General features: G+C 40.6%; 12 protein-coding genes and 1 riboswitch. Of the genes, 1 reads left to right on the top strand and 11 read right to left on the bottom strand.

Annotated elements, in window-relative coordinates:
- Positions 1-18 precede the first annotated feature (18 nt).
- The 7 genes from HMPREF1210_RS14845 to HMPREF1210_RS14820 all read right to left on the bottom strand — a co-directional run bounded on the left by HMPREF1210_RS14845 (position 19) and on the right by HMPREF1210_RS14820 (position 9,172).
- Positions 19-5,352 carry a hypothetical protein gene (locus HMPREF1210_RS14845; RefSeq protein WP_016429511.1) on the bottom strand — a complete coding sequence of 1,778 codons (5,334 nt, stop codon included), beginning with the start codon at positions 5,350-5,352 and terminating at the stop codon, positions 19-21.
- A gap of 77 nt (positions 5,353-5,429) precedes the next feature.
- Positions 5,430-5,520: riboswitch (cyclic di-GMP riboswitch) on the bottom strand.
- Between the two features lie 151 nt (positions 5,521-5,671).
- Entirely contained in the window at positions 5,672-6,445 is a 774-nt protein-coding gene (locus HMPREF1210_RS14840; RefSeq protein ID WP_016429510.1) for a flagellin, read from the bottom strand.
- A 177-nt stretch (positions 6,446-6,622) separates the two neighbouring features.
- Positions 6,623-6,844: a carbon storage regulator CsrA gene (gene csrA, locus HMPREF1210_RS14835; RefSeq protein WP_016429509.1), complete on the bottom strand. Its 222-nt coding sequence runs from the start codon at positions 6,842-6,844 to the stop codon at positions 6,623-6,625.
- Positions 6,845-6,847: 3 nt separating this feature from the next.
- Entirely contained in the window at positions 6,848-7,306 is a 459-nt protein-coding gene (fliW, locus tag HMPREF1210_RS14830; RefSeq protein WP_016429508.1) for a flagellar assembly protein FliW, read from the bottom strand.
- A gap of 258 nt (positions 7,307-7,564) precedes the next feature.
- Positions 7,565-7,927, bottom strand: coding sequence for an SRPBCC domain-containing protein (locus HMPREF1210_RS14825; RefSeq protein WP_255349295.1), 363 nt, complete (start codon positions 7,925-7,927; stop codon positions 7,565-7,567).
- 491 nt (positions 7,928-8,418) lie between these two features.
- Positions 8,419-8,541, bottom strand: coding sequence for a hypothetical protein (locus HMPREF1210_RS18530; protein ID WP_255349294.1), 123 nt, complete (start codon positions 8,539-8,541; stop codon positions 8,419-8,421).
- Positions 8,542-8,740: 199 nt separating this feature from the next.
- Positions 8,741-9,172, bottom strand: a complete 432-nt coding sequence (locus HMPREF1210_RS14820) for a hypothetical protein (protein ID WP_016429506.1) — start codon at positions 9,170-9,172, stop codon at positions 8,741-8,743.
- A 324-nt stretch (positions 9,173-9,496) separates the two neighbouring features.
- Here HMPREF1210_RS14820 and HMPREF1210_RS14815 point away from each other — a divergent pair, with 324 nt between their 5' ends.
- Positions 9,497-10,588 carry a CotH kinase family protein gene (locus HMPREF1210_RS14815; protein WP_016429505.1) on the top strand — a complete coding sequence of 364 codons (1,092 nt, stop codon included), beginning with the start codon at positions 9,497-9,499 and terminating at the stop codon, positions 10,586-10,588.
- A 251-nt stretch (positions 10,589-10,839) separates the two neighbouring features.
- Here HMPREF1210_RS14815 and glmS read toward each other — a convergent pair whose 3' ends face one another.
- The 4 genes from glmS to HMPREF1210_RS14795 all read right to left on the bottom strand — a co-directional run bounded on the left by glmS (position 10,840) and on the right by HMPREF1210_RS14795 (position 16,161).
- Entirely contained in the window at positions 10,840-12,642 is a 1,803-nt protein-coding gene (glmS, locus tag HMPREF1210_RS14810) for a glutamine--fructose-6-phosphate transaminase (isomerizing) (RefSeq protein ID WP_016429504.1), read from the bottom strand.
- A gap of 797 nt (positions 12,643-13,439) precedes the next feature.
- On the bottom strand, positions 13,440-13,970 hold the full coding sequence (locus HMPREF1210_RS14805) for a chromate transporter (protein ID WP_016429503.1): 531 nt from the start codon (positions 13,968-13,970) through the stop codon (positions 13,440-13,442).
- The gene (locus HMPREF1210_RS14800) at positions 13,967-14,563 is read right to left on the bottom strand and encodes a chromate transporter (protein ID WP_016429502.1); all 597 of its coding nucleotides are present in this window, start codon (positions 14,561-14,563) and stop codon (positions 13,967-13,969) included. The genes HMPREF1210_RS14805 and HMPREF1210_RS14800 overlap by 4 nt, the downstream gene beginning before the upstream one ends.
- Positions 14,557-16,161 (bottom strand): gamma-glutamyltransferase family protein, encoded by a 1,605-nt coding sequence (locus HMPREF1210_RS14795; RefSeq protein WP_016429501.1) that lies wholly within the window; start codon positions 16,159-16,161, stop codon positions 14,557-14,559. Before HMPREF1210_RS14795 ends, HMPREF1210_RS14800 begins: the two co-directional genes overlap by 7 nt.
- Between the last annotated feature and the right edge of the window lie 21 nt (positions 16,162-16,182).

Raw genomic sequence — 16,182 nt, 5'->3', positions numbered from 1 at the left:
ATGGCCGTTATTCGAGCCTTATTTTTTTGACCCTTTTACTTCCACTTCGGTAGTTCCAAGTACTAGGTAATCGCCAACCATTCCACTGAACTCAAGTGTCTGCTTGCCATTACTCCAGTCAAAGTCATCCCGATTGAATTTGAATTGGCCTTTTTCGGCTTGTTTTTCATAGCCATTTTTACCGGAAAGGGCAGATACGCCATTGATCGTTACTGTTTCTAAAATGAAATTCTTCGTGTCAAATCCTCTTGGCAACGATACGTCAACTGTGAAAACTCCGCCGTTATCCTTGATAACACCAGGATTGACTTTGATGGTGCTTACATGAATGTAGACTACGATTGTCTTTTCAAGAGTTGTCGTCAGTCCAACATGGTCAGTTACAGTTACTCTTACGGTATATTTACCCGGTTTAGTAAAGTCGATGATATCACCGTTTTTATATGCTTCACCATTAACCGTCAAGCTTTCCGTTTTGATTCCTGATTCAGCATCTTTAGCTGTATAGGCCAATTGAAGTTTTGTACCAAGAGTATAGATTTCCTTAAGCTCCCACGTTACAGTTGGGGCCGTTTTGTCAATCTTCACTTCGATTGTTTGCACTTCTTCTTTGTTACCTGCTTTGTCTACGCTGTAGAACGTAATTACATTAATTCCTTCTTTATTTACCGTGAAGCTTTTTCCTTCAACGTATTCAGAACCATTGATAGAGTAATAAGTTGATGATAAACCGCTTTGGCTATCCGCTGCAGTCAATTCCACCGCAAAGCTTTCTTTTACCCAAAAATCGCTAGCATTTGAAGTTGTTTCTGGTGCTGACTTGTCAATTTTGACTTCAGCTGTTTTTACTTCTTCTTTATTACCAGCGTTATCGACGCTATAAAACGTAATTACGTTGATTCCTTCTTCTTTTACAGCAACATTATTGCCTTTTGTGAAATCAGAACCATTTACTGAATAGAATGTTGTTGCTTCACCGCTTAGGTCATCTTTAGCAGTAAATTCTAGAGTAAACTCTTGTTGCCATTCAGTTGTTGCATTGGAAGAAGTTACTGGTGCTGACTTGTCGATTTTGACTTCAGCTGTTTTTACTTCTTCTTTATTACCGGCGTTATCAACGCTATAGAACGTGATTACGTTGATTCCCTCTTCATTTACAAGAAGGCTATTTCCTTCTGCAAATTCAGAACCATTTACTGAATAGTACGTTGAGTCTGCACCGCTAAGTTCATCTTTTGAAGTGAACTCCACAGTGAACTCTTGGTGCCATTCGTCAGTTGAATTAGAAATTGTTGCTGGTGCTGATTTGTCAATTTTGACTTTAGCTGTTTTCACTTCTTCTTTGTTTCCTGCATTGTCTATACTGTAGAAGGATATTTCATTTATGCCTTCTTTACTTAATTCGAAGCTTGTACCTTGCTGGTACTCTGAACCATTGATTGAATAATAGGATGCCTGTACATCACTGAAATCGTCAGTTGCAGTTAATTCAACGATAAATTGATCATTGAACCATTGTTCTCCAACATTGGACAACGTGACAGGAGCTGTCTGGTCTAGACTAATTTCTACTGTCTGCGGATTTTCTTTATTGCCTGCTTTGTCGATCGAATAGAAGGATACTTCGTTGATTCCTTCTTTATCTAATGTAAGTTCTGTGCCTACCATATATTCTGATCCGTTAATCGAATAGTAGGTAGCTGCAACACCGCTATGCACATCAGCTGATGCCAGAGTTATTGTAATAGGCAGGTTAGACCAAGCTGGAGTAACGCTTTCTTTTGTCACAGGTGCAGTCTTGTCAAACTTGATGTTAATGGTTTTAATCGCTTCCTTGTTGCCTACTTTATCAACTGAATAGAAGGAAACTTTGTGGATGCCTTCCTCTTCAATTGAAATGTTAGTTCCAGCAATGAAATCACTTTCATCCACTGAATAATACGTAGTTGCCACTCCGGTTTCATTATCGGATGCTGACAGTGTGATGACAGGACGCTTATTTGTCCAATCTGTAGGTGCGTCAGATATAGTAACCGGTGCTTCTGTATCCACAATCAATTTGGCCAAAACCGTATTTGATGGTTTTGATTCCCCGAACGAATTACTTTGAGAAGTGACATAAAACTCATGGTTAGCATATGACAGATTGTTAATTGTGTAAGATAAGTTATTCACTTTTCCTGCCACCAAGACTGCCTTGCCATCAACGATTTCATAAATATTATATCCGTTAGCGTAAGTGACGAAATCCCAGACTATTCTAGCACTAGAATTACTCAAAACTGTCACTGTGGCCGTTGGTGGCTGCATTTCTGGATATACAATCTTTTGTGTAATGGCGTTGGATGGTTGGGATTCTCCAAATCGTGTGCTGTAGGCTCTTACTTCAAAGGAATGCGTGTTTTCGACCAAATTGTACACATTAGCTTTCAAAGCAGTTCCTTTATAAACAAGCGTTTGGCTGCCCCCTACAGTTTGGTAAACACGATATTCATTAGCCCAAGTAACGGATTTCCATGTTAACTCCACATTGTTGACATTAGTAAATTTACTAGTAAGTACAGGTGGTTCTACGACTGGCCAAATCACATTAATACCTACTGTGCTACCGACTGGTGATTCAGCGAAACGATCACTGTATGAGCGAACCTCATATTCGTAATCCCCTTCTGGCATATCGAAAAATGTAACAGTCGTGCTAGGTACAGTTTTTGTCAAAATCAATTCGCCATTGACGTTTTGATACACTTTATAGCCGGTTGCATAAGCCGCTGCATCCCATGTTAGTTTAATATCATTTCCGTTTACGATGCTTTGTTTAAGATTTCCAGGAGCCTGCATGGTTGGATATACCATCGTACCAACTATTTCACTGCCTACTGGAGATTCATTAAAACGATCACTATAGGAATGAACTATATACTTGTAATCTCCCTTAGGCATATTAGCAAATGTCGTTGATGGTCCTGTTGTTGTTTTGACTAACTCTAGCTGACCATTCTTTTCTTGATAAACTTTATAGGAAGTTGCAAATATTGAAGCTTCCCACCTCAATGTTAAATCGTTGCCGTTTGCAATGCTTGATGTCACATTTTGCGGAGCTTCCATCGTATGCTCGTCCACAGTCACCTTTTGCAAAGTACCTTCTGTCGATTCTCCAAAACGTGAACTGACAGAATGGATTACATACATATGCTCGCCAGCAGGCACTTTAGAAAGTGTGGTGGTTAATGCTGTTGGCGAAGACTTCAATACTTTCTGACCATCCACCAGCTCATATACTTTGTAGCCAGTTGCAAATGTAGCTACATTCCACGATAATACAACGTCATTACCATTTTTAATTTGATATGCAGTATTTTCAGGCGCATGAATCGTTGGATAAATCAATTTAAACGAGATTTCCGTTCCATATTCCGACTCTCCATGAGTAGTTGAATAGGAGTGAACCACAAATGTGTAATCTCCGGCAGGCGAGTTCGAAAAAGCAATGGATTCACTCGTCGGGCTGCTCTTAAGCACTTTTTCCCCATTAATAATTTGATAGACTTTATAGCTTGTCGCCTTTTCTACATCTGTCCAGTTCAATTTGATGTCATTACCGTTAGTAATGGTGTGCGATAAATCCTGCGGAGCAAGCATCGTCTGGCCTTTCAGTGTAAAGGACACTTTCGATCCTTCATTGGACTCACCAAATTTAGAAGAGTATGAATGTATCTCGTACACATAGTCACCTGACGGCATGTTCGTAAATGTGTTATTGGAAGCCGTTACTGTTTTCTTTAATGTTTTTTGTCCCGCTATAATTTGGTAGATTCTATAGTCCGTTGCGTACTCGGTAGTGTCCCAAGACAGCGTAAAGGACGTATCCGTTTTTATGGTTTCTTTCAAGTTAGCAGGAGCCTTCATTGTTGGATGTATCAATTCAAATGAAACACTGCTACCTTCTTTCGACTCCCCAAAACGGTCGCTCAGTGAATACACCTCAAATTTATAACTACCAGCTGTTCTATTAGCTAGGGTTGCCGATGTTCCAGTCACTGTACTCTTCAATACTTTTTGATCGTCTACAATTTGATAGACTTTATAGCTTGTCGCATTGTCCGCAGCAATCCAGTTTAAGACAACATCATTGCCGTTCTGTATTTTATACTCCAAGCTGGCAGGTGCTTGAATCAGAACTTCATCAACTGTCAATTCGGCTCTACTTCCCTCAGCAGATTCGCCATAACGAGTACTGTAAGAGTACACTTCATAAATGTAGTTTCCGGAAGGCATCTTCGAATACTTGATTCCAGTTCCGGTTACCATACTTTTCAATACTTTTTCTCCATCAATGATTTGATAGACTTTGTAACTGTTAGCGTACGGGACTGTATCCCAAGCCAACACAACATCATTTGTGTTTTCAAGCTTATATGTAAAATTGCCAGGTGCCGTCATTGAAACAGTACCTACAGTTACAGAAACCTTGCTGCTATCCCCAGACTCACCAAAGCGGTCACTGTTTGAACGGATCTCATATTCATAGTCTCCTGCTTGCACATTCGTTAATTTCACAGACGTACCAACCACCGTATTTTTCAAAACTGGCTGTCCATCCACGATTTGATATAGTTTATAATTTGCTGCATTTGCAGCTGCATTCCACTTGAATGTAATGTCGCTCCCATTTGTCACAGAATACGTAAAATTGGCAGGAGCTTTTATCGTAGGATAAACAACTTCCACTTGAACTGATTCTGAAAGAGGAGATTCCCCATACAATGCATTAACTGCTGTAACTGCATATATGAAGTTCCCTTCAGGAGCGTTATTAACAGTGAATGTCGTTTTGTTCTGAGTAGTTGTTACTAGTGTCTTCTGTCCGTCAACAGAAAGCTGGTAAAGATTATTAGTTTCTGAATATGCAGATGACCCCCAGCTCAAGGCGATATCATTTCCGTTCTTGATTGTTTGTGTCAATGTTGAAGGGGCAATCATTTCCGGGTAAAGAATTTCTACCGATACAGGTGCACTCGGGCCTGATTCCCCTTCTGGACTCATCGTAGAAACAACATATCGAGTAGTCCCTTCAGACAGATTATTTAGATTGAAACTTGGAGAAGTGCTATTGCCAAGCAGGTTTAGCTGCCCCTCTTGAATTTCATATACATTGTATCCAGTAGCACCGAATACAGAACTCCACGTAAGTTTCACGTCATCTGGTGTCACTTGTTGGACAGCCAGATTACTTGGCGGCAACATATTACTATTCGTTGCTGCAAATGCAGCTGCAAATGGGTTAATCATTTGAATCAAAAGCAGCAATAGCGCCAAATAGGACGTCATTTTAATTGTTCGTTTATTCATTCCATAACCTCTCCGCTTCTTGAATTCCAAAGAAAAAGAACCTTCAACAAGGTTCATAGAATCGGTCTATGATTCCTTGTGGCAACCGGCTACCTTCATGTAAATCTACATGTTTCAGGCCCTTGGCTTTGCGCCCCATGGTTTCCCAATGGTTTGCCTTTTTCACTTGGTATTTTAAAATATATTTAAATCTTACTACCCTCTTTTTAATATCAAAATAACAGGCACAAATAACCCTTATATACACACAAAGACCTATATTAAGTCTTTAAAAAAAGAGACCCTCGTAAACAAGGATCTCATTTTTAAAAAGTAAAAATTAACGAAGAAGTTGTAGAACGCCTTGAGGCTGTTGGTTAGCTTGAGCTAACATAGCTTGTGATGCTTGAGAAAGAATTGAGTTTTTAGTTTGCTCCATCATTTCTTTCGCCATGTCAACATCACGGATACGAGATTCTGCAGCCGTTAAGTTCTCTTGAGTAGTATTCAAGTTATTGATTGTATGCTCTAAACGGTTTTGTTGTGAACCGTAAGTTGCACGTTGTAAGTTAATTTCATCGATTGCAGCATCAATTGCAGTTACATCGCTACCAGAACTTAAAGCGTTTGACAATGTCGTTGTTGCCGGAGCAATAGTTAACATAGCTGACGCATCTTGAGTTACTGTAATATCTACACTAGACGTAAAAACATTTTTACCATTAAATTCTGTTGTTGCATAGATATTCTTAATTTCATCCGTTAAAGCTGTCATCTCTAAGTTAAGGTTAATTGTGTCTTCTGCGTTATAAGTTCCGTTCTCTTTTTGAACTGCTAATTCTTTAAGGCGTGTTGCCATAGAAGAAACTTCATTTAGAGCTCCCTCTGCAGTTTGAAGATATGAAATTCCATCTTGTGAATTTCGTGCGGCCATATCTAAGCCACGAATTTGTGAGCGCATTTTCTCTGAAACTGAAAGTCCAGCTGCATCATCACCAGCGCGGTTAATACGTAAACCTGAAGATAGTTTCTCCATGTTTTTCATTTGTGCATTGTTTGCACTGCCTAATTGACGATGTGTGTTAAGTGCTGCGATGTTGTGATTAATTCTCATTTTTGTATTACCTCCGTGTAATGTTTTTTGTTTTTTGCAAGTGTCCAAATCCGTTTGGACTAGCTTACATAATTTATATCGGAGGCTTTTGATAAATGTTTAGCGTTTTTTGAAAATATTTCTATTATTTTTTAAAAAATAAAAAGCCTGCTATAATTCTGCAGGCTTTCCCTAAATTTACTTCTTCATATTCAAAAAATCGCTCAAGTTAATGACGTTAGAAGTCGCTCGTCGATTCTCTTCCTGGATTTCTAGATAGACTTCCTTTCGGTGGATGGTGATATGTTTTGGTGCTTTAATACCGAGTTTAACCATTTCTCCTTCAATAGCAGTAACGAAGATTTCAATGTCGTCATCAATTATGATGGATTCACCTTTTTTTCTTCCAAGCACTAACATCTGCTACACCTGCCTTGATTCAGCATTAATACTGTTTTGAAATAAAGGCTGCTTAATTAGGTAGTCTTTATTATCCAATACAATTTGCATGCCAAGCTGTCTATTATTATTGATGACAAGTGGGGCTTTTAGGTTAGTCGTTGCATCTTTTATTTCGCCCGTCGCCGTAACGGTTGTTAAGACGATTGCATCTGTGGGACCTTTCAACTCAAGTCTATCTACCATTTGTTCTTCTAATTTGATGTCATATTCCTTAAAAAATGAGAAAGGGTCTACCAAAAAGAAGTTTACTTCTACTTCCTCTATCGATTGCAGGAAGAAGAATGGGGATTCCCCTTTTTCAGCAGCCGGTATCAATGCATACTTCTTATATTCCTCAAATCCTGGAATTCCTTTATTGAACGTGATGACACTGCTATCTTCTACCTCTATTTCTCCAAAACGTGTAGTTTGAATCTTCATAAGCGGCTCCTTTCATCTTGTAAAGATTTTCTATTTAATTCTATTTTTACACAAATCAGTTTCACTAGACAGCAAAACTATTTCTTGAAGGGTTTTTCACATGAGGATATATGTACTTTAGTTCACTATTTCTAGGGGGATTAAATTAATGAAAACCTAAGGGAGAACATAGTACTAAACGTAAAAAAAGGCACAATTCTCATAGATGAATTACGCCTTTTAGGAAATTATTTGTTTTAGAAAAAAGCGAGAACTTACTTACCGAATCTCGTTCAGGAGGTCCTCGAGGCACTCGTATTGAGAGGCTACTCCTTCAACAACTCCCATTTCCATTACTTGCTGAAGTGCTTCGATGGAAGCAAATTGAGAACGTGATATAAGTTTCGTCTTTCCTTCGTGTTCAACGAATTCCATTGTTATCTGCATCTCTGGCAAACTATCTACAGTATTACCTTCTTCGTCTGCAAACATGTCCATATAGACGATTTTTTTAGGTGCATTAATCTCTTGGAATACAGCTTTCCCCCATGATTCGTGGCCAAAAAAGTCACCCTGGCCCTCATCGATGCACCTCATGCAATAATGCCATACACCGTTAGGCTCAAACTCACAGCTGGGGATATCAAGGATTCGCGGGTGTTTATCGAGGATTCATCTTGTGATATCTTCATTTCAGAAAGGGATATCTTGAAATGTGTCTGGGTTATCTAGAAATCGAGTACTCATATCTAAAATTCACGAAATCCGCACAATTCAAACTCGCTGAAATGGTGCCATTTGCATCGCAAATGGCACGTTACTATGGGTTAATCGCTGGAATCAAGAATTCGTCGTGTGTATTTCACCTTATTAAATAAAGCCTTTGTATAAGCAAGGCGCGTTCCGCACTTCACTTTATTCACATATCTATTCCCACGATTTCATTTAAATTTGTATTACCCGGGAAATAGTTTTTAGTCCAATCATTAAACGGCTTTTTCTTTTCCAATATTTGCTCATAAAATTCTTCTTCATGGACAGAGAAACGAATAACTAAAAGTCATTCCTAATAGGTTGTCTTAGGTAAAAGACAAAAGGCATCCGGATGGTCTTAATCCGGATGCCTTTTGTAATCATGATCTGTCCAATCCATTCCATGCTTTTTCTTTCTTATCATCAAATACGCACTTGATTATTTCTTTTCTTTTTGCCAAATGCCAATTGGAGATTTGCGAAACAGTCCAAAATCGTTCCATGCAAAGACCCCAAACATGGGTCTTAGTCTAAGCCTCATCATTAATTCTACATAGCCTATAATGCAAGGAGTTGGAAATTGGTAGCTCCATTGTGTATTAAAAAGTTAACCATTATTAAGAACTAGTTAACTTTATAATACTGACGCACTAAATAGTTCTTTAAAGAACTGAAAGTAGATACTCTTCAGATAGCGAAAAATCACCACGAAGATTTTTTAAAAGAACCAGTTACCGAAAAAGCCTCTTCTACAGCATCGTCTGTTGAACGAAGTGCGACGATTTCTGCTCGTGCACCGTCTGTTACGCGAAGTGCGGCGATTTCTGCTCGTGCATCGTCTGTTACGCGAAGTGCGACGATTTCTGCTCGTGCATCGTCTGTTACGCGAAGTGCGACGATTTCTGTTCGTGCACCGTCTGTTACGCGAAGTGCGACGATTTCTGCTCGTGCATCGTCTGTTACGCGAAGTGCGACGATTTCTGTTCGTGCACCGTCTGTTACGCGAAGTGCGACGATTTCTGCTCGTGCATCGTCTGTTACGCGAAGTACGACGATTTCTGTTCGTGCACCGTCCGTTTCGACAAGTGCAACGATTTCTGCTTGTGCGGCGTCTTTTGTTCGAGCGTCGTTCACTACTAAAAGTATCCTGGAACATGAAGTTGCTTAACCCTCTAGAGTTAGATAGTTCGACTGCATTTTTAATGCCGTCAACATTAAAACGTGACATTTTCAAACCTCCCTTCATCTTTATATTAGAGAAAGAAAAAAATCAATTTTACTTTAATTCAAACTCGTGCTGATACACATTTCTTTCTCATATAGTAAGTTACGAAATTGTACTAATTATGGTAGAGACAAACGCATACTATTTTAAAATAAATAAAATTTCGTTTCTTTTCTTGGCATCTTTTATTCTTGTTTCATACGAATATTATAAAAATGAAAGGAAGAATTCGCGTGGATAATGTCGTGGAAATACCTGTATATCAGCTTTTTATTAATCCTATCGATTTAAGGGAACTTCGAAAAGAAATTTGGACGGATGATCCGGTTTCCGCGAAGCTAACGATAAACAAAAAGAAACATGATATCGATATTGCGTATCGTGGCTCGCATATCCGGGAGTTTCAAAAGAAGTCATATCACATTTCGTTTTATAAACCAAATACGTATAGAAATGCCAAAGAAATTCATATCAACGCAGAATATAAAGATCCGTCTCTAATGAGAAATAAATTATCGCTCGATTTTTTCAATGACATAGGATGCCTATCTCCAAAGTCTCGATTTGTAAATATAAAATTGAATGGGAAAAATGAGGGGCTATATTTGGAATTAGAATCAGTGGATGAATATTTCCTTGCGAATCGACAACTACCGAAAGGACCTATATTCTATGCGATTGACGGAGATGCTAACTTTTCGTTAATGAGTGATCTTGATAAAGATGTAAAAAAATCACTTAAATTTGGCTATGAAAAAAAATGTGGTACAGAACAAGATGAATTTCATTTACAAGAATTTATTATTAATATTAATACCATTTCAAGAGATGATTTTGAAAAAGAAATTGTGAAATACCTAAATGTTGATCAGTATCTTCGATGGTTGGCTGGCGTTGTTTTCACCCAAAATTTTGATGGTTTTGTTCATAACTACGCACTATACCAAAATAGTGAAACGAGACTATTCGAAGTCCTCCCGTGGGATTACGATGCAACATGGGGAAGAGATGTAAACGGGGAAGTAATGGAGGAGGATTATTTACGAATCGAAGGATTTAATACGCTAACTGCAAGAATTCTCGATGTAAAAACATTCCGCGGTCAATACAAAAACTTGCTAGAAGTCATTATAAACAACCAATTTAATGTAGACTATTTGAAACCGAAAATACAAGGTCTGCATGAATTGATAAGACCATATTTTCTTGAAGATCCCTATAAGAAAGATGATATCCTTTTATTTGATAAAGAACCGGAGTATATATTGAATTTTATTGAAGCACGGGCGAATTATATAAAAGGGAAATTAGATACATTAGATTAAGTAGTTTCATCCTTTACACCACCCTCCTCCATTTGGTAAGGGGTGTTCTAGTTGAATCAAATTACTAGTAACACCAATAATGCTCCTAGTATTTTTACCCCTAACTCCTTCATGTAGTAATCAAACTTTATTAAAAATTCCCACTGAATCTAACAACACAAAAAAGACCCGATCCAATAAAAAATGGACCGGGTCTACTTGCGTAGATTTATTGTGAACTTACTCTTGTTCGGCTTTTCACTTTCTAGTGTCTATTCAACCGTAACAGACTTCGCCAAGTTACGAGGTTTATCCACGTCACAGTCACGGTGAAGTGCTGCGTAGTAGCTGATCAGTTGTAAAGGAATTACCGAAACAAGTGGAGTCAACAATGGGTGCACTTTTGGCAGTACCAATGTGTCGCCTTCTTCTTCCATGCCTTCCATCGCAATGATACACGGGTTTGCGCCACGTGCTACGACTTCTTTAACATTTCCACGGATGTTCAAGCTTACTGCTTTTTGAGTCGCCAATGCGAAGATTGGAGTACCGTCTTCAATTAAAGCGATTGTTCCGTGTTTCAATTCGCCACCAGCAAAGCCTTCAGCTTGGATGTAAGAAATCTCTTTTAGTTTCAATGCGCCTTCCATGCTGACACAGAAGTCCAAGTTTCGGCCGATGAAGAATGCGTTACGAGTAGTTGATAGGAAGTCACGAGCGATTTGCTCCATTTCTTCTTTTGAATCAACCATCGCTTGAACGGCATTAGCTACGATACCAAGTTCTTTAACGAAATCGAAATCTACTGTACGTCCCGCTTTTTTAGCCGCTACTGCTGCAGTAAGGGCAAGTACAGCGATTTGTGCTGTGTAAGCCTTCGTTGACGCTACAGCGATTTCAGGACCTGCATGCAATAACAATGTGTGATCTGCTTCACGTGAAAGTGTAGAACCTTGTACGTTTGTTACTGTTAACGTTGGGTGGCCCAATTCTTTGATTTTCACCAATACTTGACGGCTATCCGCAGTTTCACCAGATTGAGTGATGAACATGAACAATGGTTTTTCAGATAGCAACGGCATGTTATAGCCGAATTCACTTGAAATGTGAACTTCTACTGGAATACCCGCAATTTTCTCGAAGTATTCTTTTCCTACTAAACCAGCATGATAGCTAGTTCCTGCTGCAATAATATACATACGATCCGCTTCATTTAAAGCAGTCAAGATTGCTTCATCGATTTCAAGCTCGCCTTGTTCGTTCTGGTAAGCTTGGATGATTTTACGCATAACAGCCGGTTGCTCATCAATTTCTTTCAGCATGTAATGTGGGTATGTGCCTTTTTCGATATCGCTCATATCCAGTTCAGCTGTATAAGCTTGACGCTCTACTACCGAGCCATCTAATTTTTGAATTTCAACAGACTCTTTTTTCACAATAACCATTTCTTGATCATGAAGCTCTACATATTGGTCTGTTACTTGTAACATCGCCATTGCGTCAGACGCTACAACGTTGAAGTCGTCACCAAGACCAACTAATAATGGGCTCTTGTTTTTCGCAACATAAATTGTTTGTGCTTCTTCTGAATCCAATAGCGCGATTGCGTATGATCCGTGCAACAAGCCAAGTGTATGGCGGAATGCTTCACCAGTAGTCATGCCGTCTTTAGAGAATTTCTCAATTAACTGAACAATGACTTCTGTATCCGTGTCGGACTTCATTTCCATGCCAGGTAAATATTCTTTTTGAAGCAAATGATAGTTCTCGATAACTCCGTTATGAACCAGCGTATAGCGACCTGATTCACTTTGGTGTGGATGGGCATTCAATTGGTTAGGAACTCCGTGAGTCGCCCAACGCGTGTGGCCGATACCAGTTTTTGCATGCACATCATTTTCTACTGCTTGACGTAAGTCTGCAATGCGTCCTTTTTCTTTGAATACAGTTACACCATCTTCATTGCGAACGGCAATACCAGCTGAATCGTAACCGCGGTATTCCAATTTTTCCAACCCTTTTAATAAAATTTCTTTTGAATCTAACTCTCCGATGTATCCTACAATTCCGCACATAATTTAAAATCCTCCAATAATTTAATCATAATAAAATAAGCGTTCTGCTAAGCGTGCAGACGCTGTTCGTGTGCCCTCTTCTTCCTTTAATCGCAAAATCACTTCTGCGGTTTAAGAATCAGAATTACGACCGGGCATCGCGGCCGGGAGGTATCCGCCGAATCTTCGATACTCCTCCTCCTCGTCTGCTGAAGATCCATTTCCGTCCGATTTCTTCAGCTCAGGCGCTATCATTGTTTTCCGATTTTTTTGACGTGCGTAAATTCACTCCTTTTGCACGGTAACGTTAAAGTAGTCAGTTGTCAATGACTTACAATTCACGTCAGCACACCTATCATACTGAATTCACATACATACGTCAATACAGTACATACCCTCAATATATTCCAAAGAAACATGAAAGTCTAAGAAAACAGCCTTTTAAAATTTACCATCCGTTTTTCCTAGTTTAATTAAACATTTTATATATTCTCAATGACCATTTTTCACCAAGTATCTTGTTATAAGATGGCCTTTCAATCATTCTTAAATAACAATTCTCCCGGGACACGAGCAGTTCGAGGAAGCAAGTAAATGAACACCGGAGTGCACTAAAAGTGCATGAGGATGTGAGTGAGCGTAGCTGACAAAGAGATGCGACGTGTAACACACCATTTTTCCGAGACACGAGCAGGTCGCGGAAGCAAGCGAGCGAACACCGGAGTGTACATAAGTACATGAGAATGTGAGTGAGCGAAGCTGACAAAGAGATGCGACGTGTATCGGGAAAATGAAAAAGAGTCGCATCTCTGCGACTCCTACAAACCCGTTATAGCCCCAAATACCAATGCCAACGCAATGACAAAAGCGGGGTGTAACTTCACTTTTTCCAACAGTACGAAACTTGCCGCCATCAAAAACAAAGTATAACCGGGACCAACACCTTCAACTGATTCCTGCGCAAACTGGATGGTCATGAAACCTAGCAACACAGCGATGACTGGTCGAATAATCTTCGTTAAGTTTTTCACTTCCGGTTCGTCTTTGTACTTAAGCAGGAGGGCCATCATACCAATCATCAGGAGTAAAGACGGTGCGACGCTCGCGAACATCGCGACGATAGATCCGAGTACTCCCGCTTCCGTGTACCCAATATACCCCGCCATTTTCGTAGCAATTGGACCAGGCAAGGAATTGCCAATCGCGACCACTTCACTAAATTCCTGCGTGGTTAACCATTCATAATTCCCTACCACTTCATGCTCTACTAATGGAATCGAAGCTGGTCCTCCACCATAACCGAGGATACCAGGAATGAAAAATGCTAAAAACAAGTGCCAATAAATCATGCTTTTTTCCTCCTTTTCAGGAGCGGTGAAAAGACGATAAGGATACAAACCAAAATGACAATAGCCGGATGGATTTGCAAACCTTCTATTAGAATGCCGGATAACCCGATCAATAATATGGCGCGCATCCAACCGAGAGTTTCTCCTGATTTCTTAACAAAATCCCAAGTCAATACGGCAAGCATGACCGCAACAACCGGTACGACGGACGCTGACATATGTTGAACCCAGGGAATATCTTTATATGTTTGCAATAATCCTAAAAAAACAATCATCAATACAACTGTTGGTATGATAGATGCCGCAAGGGCAATCAAGCATCCCCAGACACCCGCTATCCGGTAGCCAATATATCCAGCGATTTTAGTCGCAATGGGACCTGGCAACGTGTTGGCAAGAGCTAAAGTGTCGCCGAACTCGTCATCCGTCATCCATTCATATTTTTTCACGACTTCCTGATGGACCAATGGAATAGAGGAAGGACCCCCTCCAAATCCAAGCATGCCGGTGCGAAAGAAAGCCAGCGCGATATTGCGGTAAAGAACACGACGTGGACGTCCCGTAGCGTTCTTCACCCCAGCACGTTCTACCAAGCCGCGATGGCTCCGTCTGTTCGGGATTCTGTGCCACCTTGAAGCACACCCGTCTCAGGGTTTCGCCAAATTATTTGTCCACGTCCAAAACTGCCGCCATCGGATGTTACGTAAATGTCATGTCCTTTTCTAACCAAACTCTGAACCAAGTAGTTCGGAAACTCCGGTTCTACGTGGACAGTCTTCCCTTTCATCCACTGCCAGCGTGGCATATCCAACGTTGCTTGCGGATTTAATAGGAAGTCAACTGTATTTGTGACCACTTGGAAATGACCTTGGGGTTGCATGTATCCACCCATCACACCAAACGGGCCGACAGCCTGACCATCTTTCGTCAGGAAGCCAGGAATAATCGTATGGTACGTTCGCTTGCCTGGCTTCAGCACGTTCGGATGTGTTTCATCCAGTGAAAAATCATGCCCTCGGTTTTGTAAACCAATGCCTGTGCCTGGAATCACGATACCCGAGCCGAAGCCCATATAGTTACTTTGAATGTAAGAAATCATGTTTCCTTCGTCATCTGCAGCGGCTAAATAAACCGTTCCGCCTTTTGGCAATTCATACGGTTCAGGGTTCGTAGCAGTACCTCCAATGACACCAGCACGTTTTGCAGCGTATTCATCTGACAGCAGATGTTCGATACTTACAGACATTGATTCAGGTTCTGTAATGAATGCCTGGCCATCTGTAAATGCCAGCTTCATCGCTTCGATTTGTCGGTGGAACGTGTCCGCATCCTGCCAAGTAGGTGGATCTACTTGCTTGAATACGTTCAACGCCATCAACGCAACCATTCCTTGCCCGTTCGGTGGAATTTCCCACACATCGTAACCGCGGTAGTTGGCTGAAACAGGCTCCACCCATTGTGGTTTATATGTAGATAAATCTTCTTTCGTTAAATATCCATCATGCTTTTTGAAGAAGGCATCGATTTTGTCGGCAATTTCACCTTCGTAGAAATCACGCACATTCGTTTCACCAATTGCACGCAACGTTTTTGCATGGCCTGGTGAAGACCAGACTTCCCCGATTTCAGGCGCACGACCGTCCGGTGCAAACGTTTCGAACCACCCAGCAAATTCTTCGGCCGTGAACGTTTCTTTGTACTTCTTATAGGCAGCTTTCCAATACTTGCCGAGAATCGGTGACAATGGATAGCCTTCTTCTGCGTATCGAATCGCCGGAACGAGCACGTCCTTTAATGGAAGTTTCCCGAATTTCGCGGACAGTTCAGCCCACGCAGCTGGAACCCCGGGAACCGTCACAGGAATGACACCGAAGACCGGCATTTTTTCATGCCCTTTCTCGCGGATGGCTTCAGCAGAAATCGATTGCGGTGCAGGACCGGAGGCATTCAGACCATGCAACTTGTCCTTTGACCATACGAGGGCAAATGCATCGCCACCGATACCGTTTGAAGTGGGCTCTACTACAGTTAATGCGGCAGCTGTTGCAATGGCAGCATCAATTGCATTTCCGCCTTTCTGCAAAATTTCAAGACCAGCCTGTGCTGCAAGTGGCTGTGAAGTGGCGACCATGCCTTTTTTCGCGAATACCGTATGTCGCTTCGCAGCAAATGGGTGGTTTAAGTAATCCATGATGTTCCCCCTTAAGTTCGG

The sequence above is a fragment of the Paenisporosarcina sp. HGH0030 genome (assembly GCF_000411295.1).
GTDB lineage: Bacteria > Bacillota > Bacilli > Bacillales_A > Planococcaceae > Paenisporosarcina.
Note: the sequence above shows the minus strand (reverse complement) of the source record. Positions and strands in the feature narration are given on the sequence as shown.

Coding starts and splice junctions, on each gene's coding strand:
- HMPREF1210_RS14845 (WP_016429511.1), bottom strand. CDS start 5,352: ATGAATAAACGAACAATTAAAATGACGTCCTATTTGGCGCTATTGCTG.
- HMPREF1210_RS14840 (WP_016429510.1), bottom strand. CDS start 6,445: ATGAGAATTAATCACAACATCGCAGCACTTAACACACATCGTCAATTA.
- csrA (WP_016429509.1), bottom strand. CDS start 6,844: ATGTTAGTGCTTGGAAGAAAAAAAGGTGAATCCATCATAATTGATGAC.
- fliW (WP_016429508.1), bottom strand. CDS start 7,306: ATGAAGATTCAAACTACACGTTTTGGAGAAATAGAGGTAGAAGATAGC.
- HMPREF1210_RS18530 (WP_255349294.1), bottom strand. CDS start 8,541: ATGGAACGATTTTGGACTGTTTCGCAAATCTCCAATTGGCATTTGGCA.
- glmS (WP_016429504.1), bottom strand. CDS start 12,642: ATGTGCGGAATTGTAGGATACATCGGAGAGTTAGATTCAAAAGAAATT.
- HMPREF1210_RS14805 (WP_016429503.1), bottom strand. CDS start 13,970: ATGATTTATTGGCACTTGTTTTTAGCATTTTTCATTCCTGGTATCCTC.
- HMPREF1210_RS14795 (WP_016429501.1), bottom strand. CDS start 16,161: ATGGATTACTTAAACCACCCATTTGCTGCGAAGCGACATACGGTATTC.